Genomic DNA, 16,269 nt, shown 5'->3' on the forward strand with positions numbered 1-16,269 from the left:
TTGATGCGGCCAACAACACCGAGTTCGGCCTGGCCAGCTATTTCTACAGCCGCGACGTTGGGCGCATCTTCCGCGTCAGCGAGGCGCTGGAATACGGCATGGTCGGCATCAACGTCGGCATCCTGGCGAGCGAGCACGTGCCGTTCGGCGGCGTCAAGCAGTCGGGACTCGGGCGCGAGGGCTCGCACCACGGCATGGATGACTATGTGGAGATCAAATACCTCTGCATTGGGGATATTCAGATCTGACATCACTGCACGGTTGCATGACAAGGTGACACCGGCGATGGGCGGATCATTGTTGTTACAAGTCACGGAATTGGCTCGCGCGCCGATCGCAGCGTCTTTCTCCGGTTCGACCGGCAAAGCGGCATACTCATGTCTGGGGTACTGATTTCAGCGTAGCTGGACAATAGGCCATCAATGGCCATCCAAGACATGGGAGATAGAGGCTTGCATTTGACAAATATTCGGTGGCGGCGGTGGGTAGCGGGCGCGGCGGGTGTGGTGGCCGTGTATACCCTGGCCGGCTTTTGGCTGGTGCCGCTGCTGATCAAGCATCAGGTCCCCAAGTTTGGACAGACCGAACTGGCGCGCCAGGCGACGATTGGCGATGTCAGTTTCAATCCGTATACCTTGCGCCTGCAAGTGCAGGATCTGCGCCTGACCGAGGCCGATGGCGCGCCGCTGTTCGCGATTGGCAAACTCGCCGTCGAGCTGCAGTGGCGATCTCTGCTTCGGCGTGCGTGGAGCTTCGCCGAAATTCGCATTACCGCGCCGAGTGCGAGCCTGGCGATCGCGCCGGACGGCAAATTCAATATCGCCGAACTGCTGGCCACGTTAGCGCGCCGGCCGCATGAAGCGTCCACCGACACCCGCTTGCCACGCCTGATTATCGGCCGCTTCGCGCTGGAACAGGGCAAGCTGGATATGCACGACCGCCGCGCTGGCTACACCAACAATTTTTTCCCGATTGATTTTGAACTGACCAATTTCAGCACCCTGGCGGACCGGAACGACGCCTACACTTTCAGCGCCGATTCGACGCGCGGCGGCAAGTTGCGCTGGAAGGGTGATTTGTCGGTGAATCCGATTCGCGGCAGCGGCGAACTGTCGCTGGAAAACGTTGCCCTGCCGGAGCTGGCGGTGTACCTCAAGTCCTACACCCGTGCGACCGTGGTAGCCGGGCAGCTTGCCGGCACTTTGCCTTACCGCTTTTCCTATAACGAAGGAAAGTTCGAAGCCAGCGTTTCCGGCGCCAGGCTGGCGCTGCGCGACTTGGCGCTGGCGCACGCGGGCACCCGTGATGTCTTCGCCGCGTTGACGCGCCTGGAGGTTAGCGACATCAGCGCCGACTTGGCGCGCCGCGAGGCGACGGTGGGTGAGGTGCTCGCCGACGGTGGCAAGCTGACGGTCCGGCGCGACGCCAAGGGCGAACTTGATCTGGCGAAGCTCCTGGTGACGGCCGCGGCGCCCGTGGCGGCCCCGGTCCGGGGCCAGGCGCCTGTCATCAACAACTGGAAGTTGGGTGTCAAGCAGGTGAACTTCGATCAGGTCGCCATCAGCGCGCTCGATGAATCGGTCAGCCCAGCGCTCAAGCTGGGCGCGGACAAAGTGCAACTGCGCCTGCAGCTGACCGCCGAGCAGGCCGGCGCGGACTTCAAACTGGCGGTCACGGATGCGACGGTCTCGCTCGCTGATTTAGCGTTCACGAGTGGTTCGCAGACGCCATTCAAGCTGGCGCAATTGGGCTTTACCGGCGGTTCGTTCGATCTGGCTGCGCGCCGAGCCAGCCTGGGCCGGCTCTATGCCGAGGGTGGGCAACTGCAGCTCACACGCGACCGCAAAGGGCAGCTCAGCATCCTGAACCTGCTGCCCAAGTTCAGCGTGGCCGCTTCGGCGGCGACACCGGCGGCATCCGTTGGCGCGCCCTGGATTGCCGTGGCCGATAGCGTGGAATTGAAGAAATTCGGCGCCGAGGTCGCGGATCAGGGCACTGGTGTCAAGGTCCATGTGCAAGACCTCGCTGTGAAACTCGAAGGCGCCAGCAGCGACCTAACGCAACCGGTCAAATTCAATGCCGGCCTGAACTTGGCCGAAGGCGGCTTGTTGTCGGCGCAGGGCAGGGTGGTACCTGCCAGCGGTGTCCTGGAGGCCGACGTACGGGTCAAACAATTGGCGCTGGCGCCCTTGCAACCCTGGTTGAGTCAGTACTTGAAGTTGAAAATTGCGGGCGGCAGCGTTTCCGCGCAGGGACGGCTCTCGACCGGTTCAGGTCAGGCAAAAAGCCCCAGTCTGCGTTATGTTGGCGGGGTCGACATCGCTGGCCTGGCGCTCAACGAAGAAGACGGCGAGCGGTTTGCGCAATGGCGAAACGTAGGCGCCGACAGGCTCAGCGCGAGCCTCAGTCCGAACCTACTGCAGATCCCGGAACTGCGGGTGGTCGAACCCAATGCCACGCTGATCATCGAGAACGACCGCAGTTTCAATGCGGCGCGCCTGCTGGTGCAGCCCGCGACTGGCAGCGGGAAGGTCGAATCGCCGCCTACCCCCGTGTCTGCAGCGGACGACCCCTTCCCATTGCGCATCCAGCGCTTGCGTGTCCAGAATGCCAAGCTCGATTTCACCGACCTCAGTTTGCGGCCGCAGTTCGGCGCAAAGATCTATGAGTTGAACGGTGTTGTGAATGGCCTATCGTCGAACCGGACTTCGCGCAGCCAGATCGAGCTCGACGGCCGGGTCGATGAGTTCGGCCTGGCGCGCATCCGCGGGGAGCTCAACCCCTTCGCGCCGCGCGACAACACCGATGTCAATGTCGTGTTCAAGAATGTCGACATGGTGTCGACCTCGCCCTATACCATGAAGTTCGCCGGCTACAGGGTTGCCGAAGGCAAGATATCGCTCGATCTCCAATACAAAGTGCGCAATAGCCAGCTCGAAGGCGCCAACCAGATCGTCATCGACAAGCTGACCCTGGGTGAGCGGGTCGACAGCCCCGACGCGCTCAAGCTGCCGCTGGAACTGGCGATTGCCATACTCAAGGACAGCGACGGCCGCATCGACCTCGGCCTGCCGGTTTCCGGCAACATGAACGATCCGCAGTTCAGTTACGGCGCAGTGGTCTGGAAGGCCATCAGCAATGTGCTCACCCGTATCGTGACTGCACCGTTTCGCGCGCTGGGCGGCCTGCTTGGCGTCAGCGGGGAAAAGCTGGAGGCGATCGAATTCGATCCGGGCAGCGCCAGATTGCTGCCACCAGAGCGCGAGAAGCTGAAACAGGTAGCGCAGGTGCTGTCCAAGCGCGCGCAACTGAAACTCTCGGTGCCGGGCCAGTACAGCGAGGCAGCCGATGGTGCCGCGCTGAGGACGCGCGCGGTGCGCGTTGAAATTGCCCGGCGGGCTGACATCAAACTAGCGGCCGGCGAGGAACCCGGACCCGTGGACCTGCGCGATCGCGCCGTGCGCGGCGCCTTGCGGGGTCTGTATGCCGAGCGTTTTGGCACCGCGGAACTCGACAGAGAAAAAAAGGTGGCTGAGGCTGGCTCCGCCGCTTCCGCCATGGAGCCGGCCGTTCCAGACATCGAGACCGGAACGGGTCAGGAGAAATTGCCTCTATGGCAGCGCGTCGGCAAGCTGATTCAGGGTGAGCCGCAGGTGGCCGATGCGAGCGCCTTCTACCGCAAGCTGCAGGAGCGTCTGGACCAGAACCAGCCACTGGCCGCCGACGCATTTGCACAACTGGGCGCGCAGCGAGCGAGCGCCATTCTCGCTGCGCTAACGGAGGTCGGGCTCGATCCCTCGCGTGCGCTCGCGGTAGCGCCCGAGAAGATTAGCGCCGATATTGGCAAGCCGGTGTCGCTCAAGCTGGGGCTGGCGGCAAAGTAATACGACGACCACGGATTCTCTGGATCTTTGTGGCAGGTAGTGGTAATTTGCAACGCTGCTGTAGTCATTGTTACAGGGGAAATACTCACTCTGGATTCCATTTTCACGATGCTTGTCTGAAAATCTGACAACGTTTTAATCAACTCAATGTTCACGCAGTTGAGCCTTTTTCAAAGACTCAACCGTGGGCACTTCGAGTGCACATGAATCATGAAAATTTCAGTCTACCGACCTTCCGAACATGGTGACATTAGCGGTCATTTTTACTGTGCTTTTGACCCCAATACAAGGCAGATCCAACTCGCAATTGAAGCCGCTTCGGAGGAAGAGGCCCAGCATCGCATAGCGAGGGTAGCGCATCTCATCGGAATTCAAAAACCTGAGAAATTCTGCTTTGTTGTTCTGGAAAAAGCGCCATCTGGTGTTCCTGCGTTTTTGAAGGACTAATGGAAAACTGAGACGCTATATGTTGACCATGACGGTGATCTACCGCCAGAAAGTCCGGTAGCACAGATCCCTGGAGCACTACCCGATAGCCTCAAAGCACCGAATGACTGAGCGCCGGCAGTCGGGCCCTGGCAAGCTCAAGGGCCTCCTTTCGCACCTCGGCCATGATGACAGCCGGACCTTCATCGTGCTGAACAAGGATTTGACCCCACGGGTCGACAATCATGCTGTGGCCCCAGGTGCGCCGTGTATTTTCGTGCACACCGCCCTGTGCAGAGGCGAGCACGTACGCGAGGTTTTCGATCGCGCGCGCACGCAGCAGAACCTCCCAGTGCGCCTGTCCCGTAGCATAGGTGAACGCGCTTGGCACCAGCAACAGGTCCGCCCTCAATTTGCGGTACAGCTCCGGGAATCGCAGGTCATAACAAATGCTCAAACCGATCCGGTAGGTGCTGCCGTCCATGGACGGTAGATCAAAACTCACAGCTTGCGTCCCCGGTTCCAGCACGCGTGACTCGTCATAGCTTTCCCCGCCGTTGTCATACCGGAACAGATGCATCTTGTCGTAGCGTGCCACGCAGCGGCCGTTGGGATCAAACACCAGGGCGCTGTTTCGTACCCGATGCGCATCTGCCGTGGCCACGGGAAGCGTGCCGCCCACAATCCACAGCTTGAGATCGCGCGCCGCCTGACTCAAAAAATCCTGGATCAGTCCCGCACCGACCGTCTCCTGAATATGGAGCTTGTCGGTGTCTTTGAAACCCATCAGGCAAAAGTATTCGGGCAACACCGCCAGCTCGGCGCCCTGTGCGGATGCCTGTACGAGCAATTGCCCTGCGGCGTCAAGGTTGCTTTGCAGGTTGACGCCCGAGACCATCTGGATAGCTGCAATTTTCATAAGCCATTGTCCTTTGAAACGTTTGTCTGCCAACGTGGCGTTGAATGAATGAACGAAGGAAAGCAGAGGTCCGACGGCTTGGCATGGTCGGACTGAGTATTGTCAACAGAAACCGCAGGCCGTCAGCCCATTCCAATGTCGCCCGACGCTAAACTTGTAGGCGGGGTGCCAGCGCAATCGTTGGCCACAAATTGAATCATCATTCATATTGGAGTAATCCTATGGCCCAGAATCACGCCCAGTCAGGTCAAGTCGTCAGCGTCCTGCCGCTCGGTGCGCAACTCAATGCTGCCAAGACAACGGCCATTCTCAAGGCAGAGCAGCTGGAGGTTGTTCGCCTGGTGCTGCCCGCTGGCAAGGAGTGGACGGAGCACAAGGCCCCTGGGGAAATAACGGTCCAGTGCATCGAGGGCAGTATTGAGTTCCGAACAGCTGACGTATTGCAGGTGCTTTTGCCAGGCGACTTTATCTTCCTGCGAAGCGAGGAGCCTCATGCCCTGCGGGCCCTCGTGGACTCCTCTGCGTTGCTGACCATGTGCATCGCAGTACCGCGCTGATATGGAGCCGGTTGCAGGTTACAGCGTAGATGCGTGTGGATCTGCAGGGTCAAGCCGGTAGGCGGGTGATGAACACGGGCGCGCTGGCAGGCGCTTGGTCGGCAATCTGGATCAGTGCCAGCAGGACCTGGCTGGTATTTTTTGCGGCATTGGCATCGGCGGCATGCACCACCGCCAGCACGTCGCCCGCTTCCACGCGCTGCCCGACTTGAACAAACTGGGTAAAGCCAACGCGCGCATCCACGCTATCGCTGGCTCGGCGCCGGCCGCCGCCTAGTTCGATGATCTGAAGGCCAATAGCCCGCGTCGCCATGCCACCGATCCAGCCGCCGTGTGGCGCGACCACCTGCATTTGGACCGGTGCGGCGGGCAAGTAGTGGTGGGCGCGCTCAACGAAATCCGCAGGCCCCCCGAGTGCCGCCACCATACGGGCGAAACGCTCCAGTGCCGCACCGCTGTCCAGCGCTGTGTCGACCTGATGCAAGGCCTGTACTTCATTGAGCGCCAGGCCCCCAATAAGCAGTAACTCGGCGCTCAGGCGCCGCGTTACCTCCAGCAGCCGCGTCTCGCGCCGCTTGCCCTGGAGGAACTCCACGGCCTCTCTGATTTCCACGGCATTGCCGCAGCTGTCGCCCAGCACCTGGTTCATGTCCGTGATCCAGGCGCGGGTGGGCAGGCCGGCACCGTTGGCCACCGTTACCAGCGATTGGGCGAGCTCGATCGCCATGGCCTGCGAGGCCGCAAACGCACCGTTGCCCACCTTGACATCCATCACCAGGCCTTGCAGACCGGCCGCCAGCTTTTTCGACAGAATGCTGGCGGTGATGAGGGCGACCGACTCCACGGTGGCTGTGACGTCGCGGATGGCGTAAAGCCGGCGGTCAGCCGGTGCCAGCTCCGCGGTCTGGCCGATGATGGCGCAGCCCGCCGTCTGCAAGGCCTGGCGCAGACGCTGGGTATCCGGTGTGCTTTGATAACCCGCAATGCTGTCCAGCTTGTCCAAAGTGCCGCCGGTGTGGCCAAGCCCGCGGCCCGAGATCATGGGTACGAATCCGCCACAGGCTGCCACAATGGGCGCCAGCATCAGGCTGACCTTGTCGCCCACGCCGCCGGTGGAATGTTTATCCAGAATCGGGCCCGGTAGGTTGGCGCTGGCCCACTCCATCACGACACCGGACTGTGTCATGGCTTGGGTCAGGTCAATGGTTTCAGCGCTGGACATGCCCTTGAGAAACATGGCCATGGCCAGGGCGGCGGCTTGCCCTTCGCTCCAGGAACCGTCCACGAGACCCCGTACGAAAGCGTCGATCTGAGCGCGCTGCAGGCTGTGGCCGTCGCGCTTGTGGCGAATGATCTCCTGGGCCAGCATCACTTGGCTCAGTAAGCGCCCGGAGACGTCGTGGGGGGCAGGGCGGTGCCACCCAAAATTGCCTCAATGTCGCTCAGCACACTGCTGGCACCAATACGAAAGCGCGCCGGGGTCAGCGCTTGCACGCCCAGTACTTCGCTGCACAACGCGATGTAGCCGGCGGCATCTGCCACCGTCCGAATGCCTCCGGCGGGTTTGAATCCGACCCGGTTTGCGGCGGCCGGATCCGAGGCGATGGCGGCGAGCATTGTGCGCGCCGCCGCCAGCGTGGCACTGACAGGCGTCTTGCCGGTGCTGGTCTTAAGGAAGTCGGCCCCCGCAGCCAGGCTCAGGCGGGAGGCGCGCTCTATAAGCATCGGGTCTTTCAGTTCACCCGTTTCCAGAATCACCTTCAACACCAGGCTAGGGCAGGCTTTGCGCACGGCCTGCAGCACCAGGCTCACCGCAGCTTCATTGCCGGCAAGCAACTGCGCGTAAGGCATGACCACGTCGACCTCCTGCGCGCCGCTTTGCACAATGATGCTGGTATCACGCACGGCGCGCTGCACATCAAAACTACCGTCAGGAAAGTTGGCGACCGCCGCCACGGCGATGTGATCGGGCAACTGCGTCCGGGCGAACGCCGCCAGGCGTGGCCAGACGCACACCGCTGCCACCGACCCAAAGGGGCTTTGCGCCCGCAGGCACAGGCGGGCAATGTCGGCCTCGGTGTCCTGCTCGTTCAAACTGGTCAGGTCCAGGCATGACAAGGTCAGCTGCGCGCAGGCGTGCCGGTCATTCAACCAGTCTGGTGTTGCGCCGTGGGTGGACTGTGAAGGTTTCATGGTTCTGGCATCTCCAGGGGCAATTCAATCTGGCCAATGATGTCGGCCAGCAGGCCGCTGGCGACACCGCGTACGGATTGGGCTTGCGCCAGCGTGTGGGCATGGCTGAGCTGTTCTGTCGACAGGCCTGCGCCCATGTTGGTGATGAGCGACAGGGCCAGCACGCGCAGGCCCGCATGGCGCGCCAGAATGGTTTCGGGCACGGTACTCATGCCCACCGCATCGGCGCCCAGCTGCTTGAACATGCGGATCTCGGCCGGGGTTTCAAACTGGGGGCCGAACGCCCAGGCGTACACACCTTCATGCAAGGTGATGCCGCGCTGCAGCGCGATGTGGCGGGCGTGCGCCCGCAGGGCCGGGTCGTAAGCGTCCACCATGCTGACGAAACGCTCCGAGCCGCCTTCCCCCACCAGCGGCGAGCGTTGCGACATATTGATGTGATCGCTCAGCACCATCAAGCTTTGCGGGGGCATGTCAGTCCGCAGGCTGCCGGCCGCATTGGTTTGCACCAGGATGGCGCAGCCCAGGCGCTGCAACACGCGCAGCGGCGTCTTCATGGCGTCGACCTCACCGGTTTCATAGCCGTGCTTGCGTCCGCTCATCACCGCAACCTGATTGGCCCCAATCTGGCCCACCCACAGCATGCCGCTGTGGCCGGCGACGGTTGCCTTGGGAAAGCCGTCGAGTTCCGTATAGGGAATGCAAACAGCCTCTTGTACATGATCGGTCAGGTCGCTCCAGCCAGAGCCCAGCACGACCGCGATGCGGGGGCGCGCCAGGGGCGCACGCTGGCGGATGGTATGCAGGGCAACCAGCTCGCTCACGGCGCGGGCAAGTGGTCAGGCCCGAAACTTTCGGGTAGCAACTGGGCCAGCGTGTAGCTGGGGCCCATCTCTGTTTCATTGGCCGTGAGAATGGGCGTGTCGGGTGCGCAGAACTCCCGCAGCTTCTGGCGGCAGCCCCCGCAAGGCGTGATCCACGCGCCACCCGTGCCCACGACCAGCACAGCGCGTGCCCGGGTACTGCCCGCCAGCACCATGGCGCTCAAGGCGCTGGCCTCGGCACACAAGCCTTCCGGGTAGGCGGCGTTTTCCACGTTGCAGCCGGCATGAATGTGCCCCTGCTCATCCAGCACCGCAGCCCCGACCCGGTACCTGGAGTAGGGCGCGTACGCCTTAAGCTGGGCTGCACGAGCGGCTTGCAACAGGGCTGTCTGCAAGGCGTCGGTGAGATACAAATGAGTCATGCCGTTCACAATAACACGCTCCTGCGACGGTTGCGCCATAGCTCGCTGGTTCGGTGTTGTGACCATTCGGCGGCTGTTCAAGATAGCGGTTCTCGAAGGAAAAATTGAAAAAATGGGTTTATTTCAAAAATAGGCCTAAATTAGCCCCTAAATCTGCCGATTACAAATTACCAACACGGATAAGAGCCTCAAACCTGATTATGGATTGACACAAAATGCAACTGCCGCCCCTTGATCGAACCCCCAGTCTGCGCCCATCCGGCGCGGAGGTGGCTTCGCTCGCGGCAGTCAGAGTCATTCCCGTTGCACCTTCTGCCAACGCCACGACATCGATTGAGCCCACGCCCAGCGTCATCAACCTCGTGAACCTGGCCAACAAGCCCAGTACGGGGGAGGGGGTCTACACCAGTGTGTCCGATCCGGCTCAACGTGGTTCCGAGGCGGCCACGACGCCCAAAGACTGGACCATCCACCGTCCCGAGCCGGAAAAGGTGGAAGATCCACCACCGGTACCGATCTCCAAACTGCTGATTGACCACATCAAGTCACTGTGGACCGCCAGTGCCAGCGCCGTTCAAGTTCAGCAGGTCAAAAACCAACTCGACATGGGGCAGCCCAATCCCAATGCCACGCCGGGTGTGCTGTCGACCGAAGTGTTGACTTACTCGCCCAGCAAAATCAACAAAACAGAAAAAACTTAAGCGCGTGTGCTTCAGGCTTGCTCTGGCATCCTCTAATATTGAGGGATGCACACCACCGCACTTGTACTTTTTTCCGGGGGCCAAGACTCCACCACCTGCCTGGCGCTGGCCTTAAGCAAGTACCAGCGGGTCGAAACCATCGCCTTTGACTACCGGCAGCGGCATGCCGTCGAACTGGAGTCACGTCTCAATGTCCTTGCCGAACTGCGCCGCCAGTTTCCCCAATGGGCAGCCAAATTGGGCGACGACCATCTGCTCGACCTGGCGGTGCTGGGCGAAGTGAGTGACACCTCACTGACGCGCGACACCGCCTTCAAGATGGAGCAAAGCGGCCTGCCCAACACCTTTGTGCCGGGGCGCAACCTGCTGTTCTTGACCTTGGCCGCCGCCGTGGCCTACCGGCGCGACCTGCAGGTCATGGTGACCGGCGTCTGCGAAACCGACTTTTCAGGCTACCCCGACTGCCGCGACGACACCATGAAAGCCATGCAACTGGCGCTCTCCCTCGGCATGGACAAACGCTTTCTGATTGAAACCCCGCTGATGTGGATCGACAAGGCCGCGACTTGGGCGATGGCGCACGAGTTGGGCGAAAAATCCGGAACGCCGGGCGGCGGCGAGGCCCTGGTGAACCTGATCATCGAGCACACCCACACCTGTTATCTGGGTGACCGCGAACACCGCCATGCCTGGGGCTACGGCTGCGGCACCTGCCCGGCCTGCGAGCTGCGGGCGCGCGGCTATGAGCGCTATTCCGCGGCCTGAACGACTTGCGGTTTGGCGGTCTGCGCGACCAGGCGATACAGTGCCGGTGCTCCTTCCGGCAATTTTTCCAGCGCCCAATGCTGATTATGAAAGGCCGCCACACTGGGTCGATGTGCTATTGAAATAATAGCGCCTTGCGCAGACTGGACGAGGGCTAGAAGCCGTTTATATACTTTATTTTCGGAAACTTCGTCGAGCGCGCTGGTGGCTTCATCGGCAAACACCCATTTCGGTTTCTTCAACAGCACGCGGGCAATGGCCAGTCGCTGCTGTTCCCCACCGGAGAGTGTCTGGCTCCAGGCGTCGGCCTGGTCCAGTTGCTCGGCCATCTGGGGCAGCAGGGCGTCGGTGAGCGCCTGGCGCAGTTCGGCATCGCTATAGCGGGCCGGCGCCTCGGGATAGGCCAGCGCGTCGCGCAGCGGTCCATTGGGAAAATAGGGCCGCTGCGGAATAAACATCGCCTGCGCCGGGCGGGTGACGGTGCCGCTGGCAAACGGCCAGATGCCTGCAATGGTGCGAAACAAGGTTGACTTGCCGCTGCCCGATGGCCCCTGCAACAGCACGCTGTCGCCCGGCTTGGCGTGCAGCGCGGCCCCCGCCAGCAGTATCGCGCCATCCGGCAAGGCCACGGTCAGGTCGTGCGCGTCAAGCGCTACAGTGTTGGTAGCTGTCAGCGCAGTATCGACGGGGGCTAGAGCCCTAAAAGATGCTTCAAAACTGGTCAAACGGTCGGTGGTGGCGCGCCAACTGGCCAGATTGCTGTAGCTGTCCACAAACCAGCTGAGCGAGCCTTGCACCTGGCCAAAGGCGGAGGAGATCTGCATCAATTCGCCGAGCTGGATGGCGCCGCTGAAAAACCGCGGTGCCGCCACCACGAACGGGAACACCACCGCCGCCTGGCCAAAAAAGCTGGTGAACCAGATCAGGTTTTTCTGCGCCTTGATCAGCGCCAGGTAATTGCCCAGGACGTGCGAGAAGCGGGCATCGAGCTGCACGCGTTCCACCGTTTCACCCCGGTCCAGCGCAATCGATTCGCTGTATTCGCGAACCCGCACCATGTGGTGTCGGAAATCGGCCTCGACTCGCTGCTGCTGGAAATTCAGCTTGATCTGGGGCCGCCCGATGTAGTGCGTCAGAATGCTGCCGGCCGCGCAGTACAGCACCGCCATCCAGACCATGAAGCCGGGAATGTTGTACTGGCCGCCGTTGAAGGAAAACGCAAAGCCGCCCGACAGCCCCCACAAAATGCCGACAAAGCTGAGCAGCGTCACCACCGCATTGAGCAGCCCCATGGTCAGGGAGATGGTGTAACTGGTGAACAGGTTGATGTCTTCCTGAATCCGCTGGTCCGGGTTGTCGGGGTTGCGAGCGCCGCCATCGGCTTGCCGCGTGAAACGGTTCAGCTCCAGTTTGTAAAACGCATGGTTGGACAGCCAGCGCTGCAGGTAGTGGCCGGTCATCCAGGCGCGCCAGCGCAGCTCCAGCAACTGCGTCAGGTAAAACTTGTAGACCGCGATGATGATGAAGGCAAACGCCAGGTAGGTGAATCGCCCCAGCTGCGTCCAGAACACGGCCGCATTTTTGTCCTGCAGCGCGTCGTAAAACAGCTTGTTCCACTCGTTGAACAGTACCGCCATGTACACCAGGCCCAGATTCAGGGCGATGATGGCGACCAACAGGCCGCGCGCTTTCCACTTCTCGTCAGACTGGAAGTAGGGCTTGGTCAAAGCCCAGGCCTGAGTCGTGAAGGTCTTGAATGCGGTGAGTTTTTGGGACAAATTCATAGGTGGATTTTTATTTCTTCGTCATTGCGAGCGCAGCGCGGCAATCCCCGCCCCCTGGATTGCCGCGCTGCGCTCGCAATGACGACACTGTGGAAGAAGGACCTCAGGTGTTCGAGATGCCACTCACTACATGGCCCGAGGGCACATGGCGGGAGGCCGAGTCAACATGCCCGGTCTGGTCGTCAAAAAAGAAGTCGGGTTCGAATTCGCGCAGAAACTCGCCCTTGGGCAGGCCGCCCAGGAACATCGCCTCATCGACCTCGATGTTCCAGTCCATCAGCGTGCGAATGGCGCGTTCGTGCGCCGGGGCGCTGCGGGCGGTGACCAGCGCGGTGCGGATGCGCATGCGCGGCGTGCCGGCTTGCTGCAGGCGCTGCAGCGCGGTCAGCAGCGGTTTGAACGGCCCGGCCAGCAGCGGCTGCTGGGCCTTGTCGGTTTCGTGTTTTTGAAACGCCCGCAAGCCCTCGGCCTGGTAGACGCGTTCGGCTTCGTCGCTGAACAGCACGGCGTCACCGTCAAAAGCGATTCGCACTTCATTCGGATAAGCCTCGCCGGCATGCGCCGATTGCGGATACACCTGCGCGGCGGGCACGCCAGCGTCCAGCGCGGCGCGCACGTCGCTGAGGTGGGTGCTCAGGAACAGATTGGCGTGCAGTGGTTTGAGGTAGCGCCACGGTGACTGCCCGCGCGTGAAGCTGCCGCGCTCAATTGGCAAGCCGTAATGCTGGGCCGAGCGGAACACCCGCATGCCCGACACCGGGTCGTTGCGCGAGAGGATCACCACCTCCACCGGCTGCGAAGCCGGCGCACTCAGGGGATCAGCGGGTGCCTGGTTGAAGGCCAGCAATTTCCTGACCATGGAAAACGCCACGCCGGGTTTGGCCGGAATGTCCAGTCGCGCCAGTTGCAACGCCATGTAGGCGCGGTCGTCGCCTTGCTCGAAGACTTCGTTTTCCTCCTCGAAGTCAAACAGCGCGCGGCTTGAAATCGCCACCACCAGCTTGCCGTCCAGTGAGGCGCTCATGTCTGCAAAAACATCCGGTAGACCGGGTTGCTGGTCTCTTCCACATAGGGGTAGTCCAGGGCCTCCAGAAACTTGTCGAACGCTGCTGTGTCGGCCTCGGGCACCTGCAGCCCGACCAGAATGCGGCCATAGTCTGCGCCCTGGTTGCGGTAGTGAAACAGGCTGATGTTCCAGCCCGGCCGCATCAGACTCAAAAATTTCAGCAGCGCACCAGGCCGCTCGGGAAAGACAAAGCGCAGCAAACGCTCGTCCTGCGCCAGTTTGGAGTGGCCGCCGACCATGTGGCGAATATGCTCCTTGGCCAGTTCGTCATGGGTCAAATCCAGCGCTTCAAAGCGGTGCCGGGTGAAGTTGGCGGCGATCTTGGTGGATTCGCCTTTGCCGTGCGTGGTCAGGCCCATGAACACATGGGCTTGGGCGGCGTCGCTGATGCGGTAGTTGAATTCGGTCACGTTGCGCGGGCCGCCGGGCAAATTCTCGATCAACTCGCAAAAGCGCTTGAAGCTGCCGCGCTCTTCCGGGATCGTTACCGCGAACAAGGCTTCGCGCTCTTCCCCTACTTCGGCGCGCTCGGCGACAAAGCGCAGGCGGTCAAAGTTCATGTTGGCGCCGCACAAAATGGCGGCGTAGGTCTCGCCCTTGGTCTTGTGGCTGGCCACATACTGCTTGATGGCCGCCACCGCCAAGGCGCCAGCAGGCTCCACGATGCTGCGGGTGTCGACGAACACATCCTTGATGGCCGCGCACACGGCATCGGTGTCCACGATGATGTATTCATCCACCAGCTTGCGCGCAACCCGAAAAGTTTCCTCGCCGACCAGTTTCACGGCGGTACCGTCGGAGAACAGGCCCACATCGGGCAAGGTCACGCGTTTCTTGGCCGCCACTGACTGCGTCATGGCGTCGGAGTCGTTCATTTGCACGCCGATCACCTTGATCTCCGGGCGTACCGCCTTGATGTAGTTGGCCACGCCCGAGATCAGGCCGCCACCGCCAATCGCCACAAATACGGCATCCAGTCGGTTCGAGCCGTGGCCTTGCAGTTGCCGCAGCATCTCCATGGCAATCGTGCCCTGGCCGGCAATCACGTCCGGGTCGTCAAACGGGTGGACAAAGGTCAGGCCTTGCTTTTTCTCCAGTTCCACGGAATGCGCGTAGGCATCGGAATAGCTGTCGCCATGCAGCACTACCTCGCCGCCAAAGCTGCGCACCGCCTCTATTTTGAGCTGCGGTGTGGTGGTTGGCATGACGATGACCGCACGGGTACCGAGCTTTTGCGCGCTCAAGGCGACGCCTTGGGCATGGTTGCCGGCCGAAGCGCAAATCACGCCTTTCTTCAACTGCTCGGGCGTCAGGTGCGCCATTTTGTTGTAGGCGCCGCGCAGCTTGAAGCTGTGCACGGGCTGCTGGTCTTCGCGTTTGAGCAGCACGGTGTTGTGCAGGCGTTTGCTCAAGGCTTTGGCGGGCTCCAGGGCGGTCTCCACCGCCACGTCATAGACACGGGCGGTCAGGATCTTTTTCAGGTAGTCAGCAGGTTTGAGGTGTTGTGTTTTCATGGGGCTTTGATAATAAGCCCCGGCACAGGGCACAATTCTCAGCTTTAAATAAAGGGCGAGCTTCATTATGGAATGCACAGTCAGCTGGACCGGGGCGCTTGGCACGCGCTCGGGTATGGGGTTTGTCGCCGAAACCGGCAGTGGCCATACCTTGATGATGGACGGCGCGCCGGACGCCGCCAAACCCGAAAACGGCGGTCTGAACCTGGCGCCACGCCCGCTGGAGACTGTGCTGGCCGGCACGGGCGGCTGCACCGCCTATGACGTGGTGTTGATTTTGAAGCGGGGTCGCCATCTGGTGACCGGCTGTTCGGTCAAACTCACCGCCGAGCGGGCCGAGGTTGATCCCAAGGTATTCACCCGCATCAACATGCATTTCACCGTGTCGGGCAAGGGCATTCCGGTCGTCGCGGTGGAGCGCGCCATCGCCATGAGCCACGAAAAATACTGCTCGGCCAGCATCATGCTGGCCAAAACTGCCGAGATCAGCACCAGTTTCGAGTTGATCGAGTCTTGAGTTAAACCCGGTGCGCCACCGTCGTCATCACTTTGGCGGCGGCACGCATGACGTTTTTGACGGCTTGCGGCAACTCGATGGCGCCGGCCTTCTGTGCGTCCAGCGCATGGCGCGCCTCGTCGTCCTTCATCTGCGCCACGATGGCACGCGACGCGTGGTCGTTAGCAGGTAGCCGGGTCAGATGGCTTTGCAGGTGCGCCTCCACCTGGGTTTCAGTTTCCACCACAAAACCCAGGCTCAGCCGATCGCCGAGTCGTCCGGCCAGCAGGCCCAGCCCGAAGGCCCCCGCGTACCACAGCGGGTTGAGCAGCGATTTCCGGTCCCCCAGCTCGTTCAGGCGCTGCTCGGTCCACGCCAAGTGATCGGTTTCTTCGGCACTGGCCCTTATGAAATGGGCGCGAAGCGCTTCGTTTTTGGTAGCAAACGCCTGTGCCGTGTAAAGCGCCTGGGCGCACACCTCGCCCACATGGTTGACCCGCATCAGCGCGCCCGCATGGGCTTTCTCGGTGGCCGTCAGTTCGGTGGCTTCGCCTGGCAGCGTTGGGCAGGGCAGGGCGGCGCGGGGTGTGGCAAACAGGGTGCGCAGGGCGGCGTCGGCGGTGGCAAGAAATTGGTCGGAGGGGCTCATGTGTATAACTGATCCGCTTAATAATTGAGGCTGGGTGCAGTCGCTATTGTCCCCGCTTGCACATTTGCG

Annotated in this window: 16 protein-coding genes; 7 read left to right on the plus strand and 9 right to left on the minus strand. The window is 61.6% G+C overall.

Translation table 11 applies throughout. The annotated features are described in order from the left end of the window. From C5P05_RS05675 to C5P05_RS33570, 3 genes are all read left to right on the plus strand, one after another. Positions 1–248, plus strand: a 248-nt coding sequence (locus C5P05_RS05675) for an aldehyde dehydrogenase family protein (RefSeq protein WP_114968891.1), incomplete at its 5' end; no start/stop codon positions are given. A 210-nt stretch (positions 249–458) separates the two neighbouring features. Beyond that, a complete protein-coding gene (locus C5P05_RS05680; protein WP_232834361.1) occupies positions 459–3,884 on the plus strand; it encodes a DUF748 domain-containing protein in 3,426 nt (1,141 codons plus the stop codon). A 210-nt stretch (positions 3,885–4,094) separates the two neighbouring features. Next, the gene (locus C5P05_RS33570) at positions 4,095–4,331 is read left to right on the plus strand and encodes a hypothetical protein (RefSeq protein ID WP_157979226.1); all 237 of its coding nucleotides are present in this window, start codon (positions 4,095–4,097) and stop codon (positions 4,329–4,331) included. A gap of 91 nt (positions 4,332–4,422) precedes the next feature. Here C5P05_RS33570 and C5P05_RS05685 read toward each other — a convergent pair whose 3' ends face one another. Continuing rightward, positions 4,423–5,229, minus strand: coding sequence for a carbon-nitrogen hydrolase family protein (locus C5P05_RS05685; RefSeq protein ID WP_114968892.1), 807 nt, complete (start codon positions 5,227–5,229; stop codon positions 4,423–4,425). Between the two features lie 221 nt (positions 5,230–5,450). Here C5P05_RS05685 and C5P05_RS05690 point away from each other — a divergent pair, with 221 nt between their 5' ends. Continuing rightward, entirely contained in the window at positions 5,451–5,786 is a 336-nt protein-coding gene (locus C5P05_RS05690; RefSeq protein ID WP_114968893.1) for a cupin domain-containing protein, read from the plus strand. A gap of 49 nt (positions 5,787–5,835) precedes the next feature. On the opposite strand, the gene deoA is transcribed toward C5P05_RS05690, so the two are convergent. Genes deoA through cdd form a run of 4 tightly spaced genes read right to left on the minus strand, consistent with a single transcriptional unit; the run spans position 5,836 to position 9,291 of the window. Beyond that, positions 5,836–7,158, minus strand: a complete 1,323-nt coding sequence (deoA, locus tag C5P05_RS05695; protein WP_114968894.1) for a thymidine phosphorylase — start codon at positions 7,156–7,158, stop codon at positions 5,836–5,838. Positions 7,159–7,163: 5 nt separating this feature from the next. Then, the gene (deoC, locus tag C5P05_RS05700) at positions 7,164–7,979 is read right to left on the minus strand and encodes a deoxyribose-phosphate aldolase (protein ID WP_114968895.1); all 816 of its coding nucleotides are present in this window, start codon (positions 7,977–7,979) and stop codon (positions 7,164–7,166) included. After that, positions 7,976–8,803, minus strand: coding sequence for a purine-nucleoside phosphorylase (locus C5P05_RS05705; RefSeq protein ID WP_114968896.1), 828 nt, complete (start codon positions 8,801–8,803; stop codon positions 7,976–7,978). The genes deoC and C5P05_RS05705 overlap by 4 nt, the downstream gene beginning before the upstream one ends. Next, the gene (gene cdd / locus C5P05_RS05710; RefSeq protein WP_332871338.1) at positions 8,800–9,291 is read right to left on the minus strand and encodes a cytidine deaminase; all 492 of its coding nucleotides are present in this window, start codon (positions 9,289–9,291) and stop codon (positions 8,800–8,802) included. Before cdd ends, C5P05_RS05705 begins: the two co-directional genes overlap by 4 nt. A gap of 149 nt (positions 9,292–9,440) precedes the next feature. Here cdd and C5P05_RS05715 point away from each other — a divergent pair, with 149 nt between their 5' ends. Both C5P05_RS05715 and queC read left to right on the plus strand, forming a co-directional pair. Then, positions 9,441–9,926: a hypothetical protein gene (locus tag C5P05_RS05715; RefSeq protein ID WP_114968897.1), complete on the plus strand. Its 486-nt coding sequence runs from the start codon at positions 9,441–9,443 to the stop codon at positions 9,924–9,926. Between the two features lie 45 nt (positions 9,927–9,971). Further along, positions 9,972–10,691 carry a 7-cyano-7-deazaguanine synthase QueC gene (gene queC, locus C5P05_RS05720; protein WP_114968898.1) on the plus strand — a complete coding sequence of 240 codons (720 nt, stop codon included), beginning with the start codon at positions 9,972–9,974 and terminating at the stop codon, positions 10,689–10,691. On the opposite strand, the gene C5P05_RS05725 is transcribed toward queC, so the two are convergent. From C5P05_RS05725 to ilvA, 3 genes are all read right to left on the minus strand, one after another. Beyond that, positions 10,676–12,475, minus strand: coding sequence for an ABC transporter ATP-binding protein/permease (locus tag C5P05_RS05725; RefSeq protein WP_114968899.1), 1,800 nt, complete (start codon positions 12,473–12,475; stop codon positions 10,676–10,678). The genes queC and C5P05_RS05725 overlap by 16 nt on opposite strands. A gap of 103 nt (positions 12,476–12,578) precedes the next feature. Beyond that, positions 12,579–13,499 carry a 5'-nucleotidase gene (locus C5P05_RS05730; RefSeq protein WP_114968900.1) on the minus strand — a complete coding sequence of 307 codons (921 nt, stop codon included), beginning with the start codon at positions 13,497–13,499 and terminating at the stop codon, positions 12,579–12,581. Further along, complete coding sequence (gene ilvA, locus C5P05_RS05735; RefSeq protein WP_114968901.1) at positions 13,496–15,055, minus strand: threonine ammonia-lyase, biosynthetic; 1,560 nt, start codon at positions 15,053–15,055, stop codon at positions 13,496–13,498. The genes C5P05_RS05730 and ilvA overlap by 4 nt, the downstream gene beginning before the upstream one ends. A 67-nt stretch (positions 15,056–15,122) precedes the next feature. Here ilvA and C5P05_RS05740 point away from each other — a divergent pair, with 67 nt between their 5' ends. Further along, a complete protein-coding gene (locus C5P05_RS05740) occupies positions 15,123–15,572 on the plus strand; it encodes an OsmC family protein (RefSeq protein ID WP_114968902.1) in 450 nt (149 codons plus the stop codon). A gap of 1 nt (position 15,573) precedes the next feature. Here C5P05_RS05740 and coq7 read toward each other — a convergent pair whose 3' ends face one another. Continuing rightward, a complete protein-coding gene (gene coq7, locus C5P05_RS05745) occupies positions 15,574–16,200 on the minus strand; it encodes a 2-polyprenyl-3-methyl-6-methoxy-1,4-benzoquinone monooxygenase (RefSeq protein ID WP_114968903.1) in 627 nt (208 codons plus the stop codon). Between the last annotated feature and the right edge of the window lie 69 nt (positions 16,201–16,269).

The organism is Rhodoferax ferrireducens (assembly GCF_003347515.1).
Classification (GTDB): Bacteria; Pseudomonadota; Gammaproteobacteria; order Burkholderiales; family Burkholderiaceae_C; genus Rhodoferax.

Coding starts and splice junctions, on each gene's coding strand:
- C5P05_RS05740 (WP_114968902.1), top strand. CDS start 15,123: ATGGAATGCACAGTCAGCTGGACCGGGGCGCTTGGCACGCGCTCGGGT.
- cdd (WP_332871338.1), bottom strand. CDS start 9,291: ATGGTCACAACACCGAACCAGCGAGCTATGGCGCAACCGTCGCAGGAG.
- C5P05_RS05690 (WP_114968893.1), top strand. CDS start 5,451: ATGGCCCAGAATCACGCCCAGTCAGGTCAAGTCGTCAGCGTCCTGCCG.
- ilvA (WP_114968901.1), bottom strand. CDS start 15,055: ATGAAAACACAACACCTCAAACCTGCTGACTACCTGAAAAAGATCCTG.
- C5P05_RS33570 (WP_157979226.1), top strand. CDS start 4,095: ATGAAAATTTCAGTCTACCGACCTTCCGAACATGGTGACATTAGCGGT.
- C5P05_RS05685 (WP_114968892.1), bottom strand. CDS start 5,229: ATGAAAATTGCAGCTATCCAGATGGTCTCGGGCGTCAACCTGCAAAGC.
- coq7 (WP_114968903.1), bottom strand. CDS start 16,200: ATGAGCCCCTCCGACCAATTTCTTGCCACCGCCGACGCCGCCCTGCGC.
- queC (WP_114968898.1), top strand. CDS start 9,972: ATGCACACCACCGCACTTGTACTTTTTTCCGGGGGCCAAGACTCCACC.
- C5P05_RS05725 (WP_114968899.1), bottom strand. CDS start 12,475: ATGAATTTGTCCCAAAAACTCACCGCATTCAAGACCTTCACGACTCAG.
- C5P05_RS05730 (WP_114968900.1), bottom strand. CDS start 13,499: ATGAGCGCCTCACTGGACGGCAAGCTGGTGGTGGCGATTTCAAGCCGC.
- deoC (WP_114968895.1), bottom strand. CDS start 7,979: ATGAAACCTTCACAGTCCACCCACGGCGCAACACCAGACTGGTTGAAT.
- C5P05_RS05715 (WP_114968897.1), top strand. CDS start 9,441: ATGCAACTGCCGCCCCTTGATCGAACCCCCAGTCTGCGCCCATCCGGC.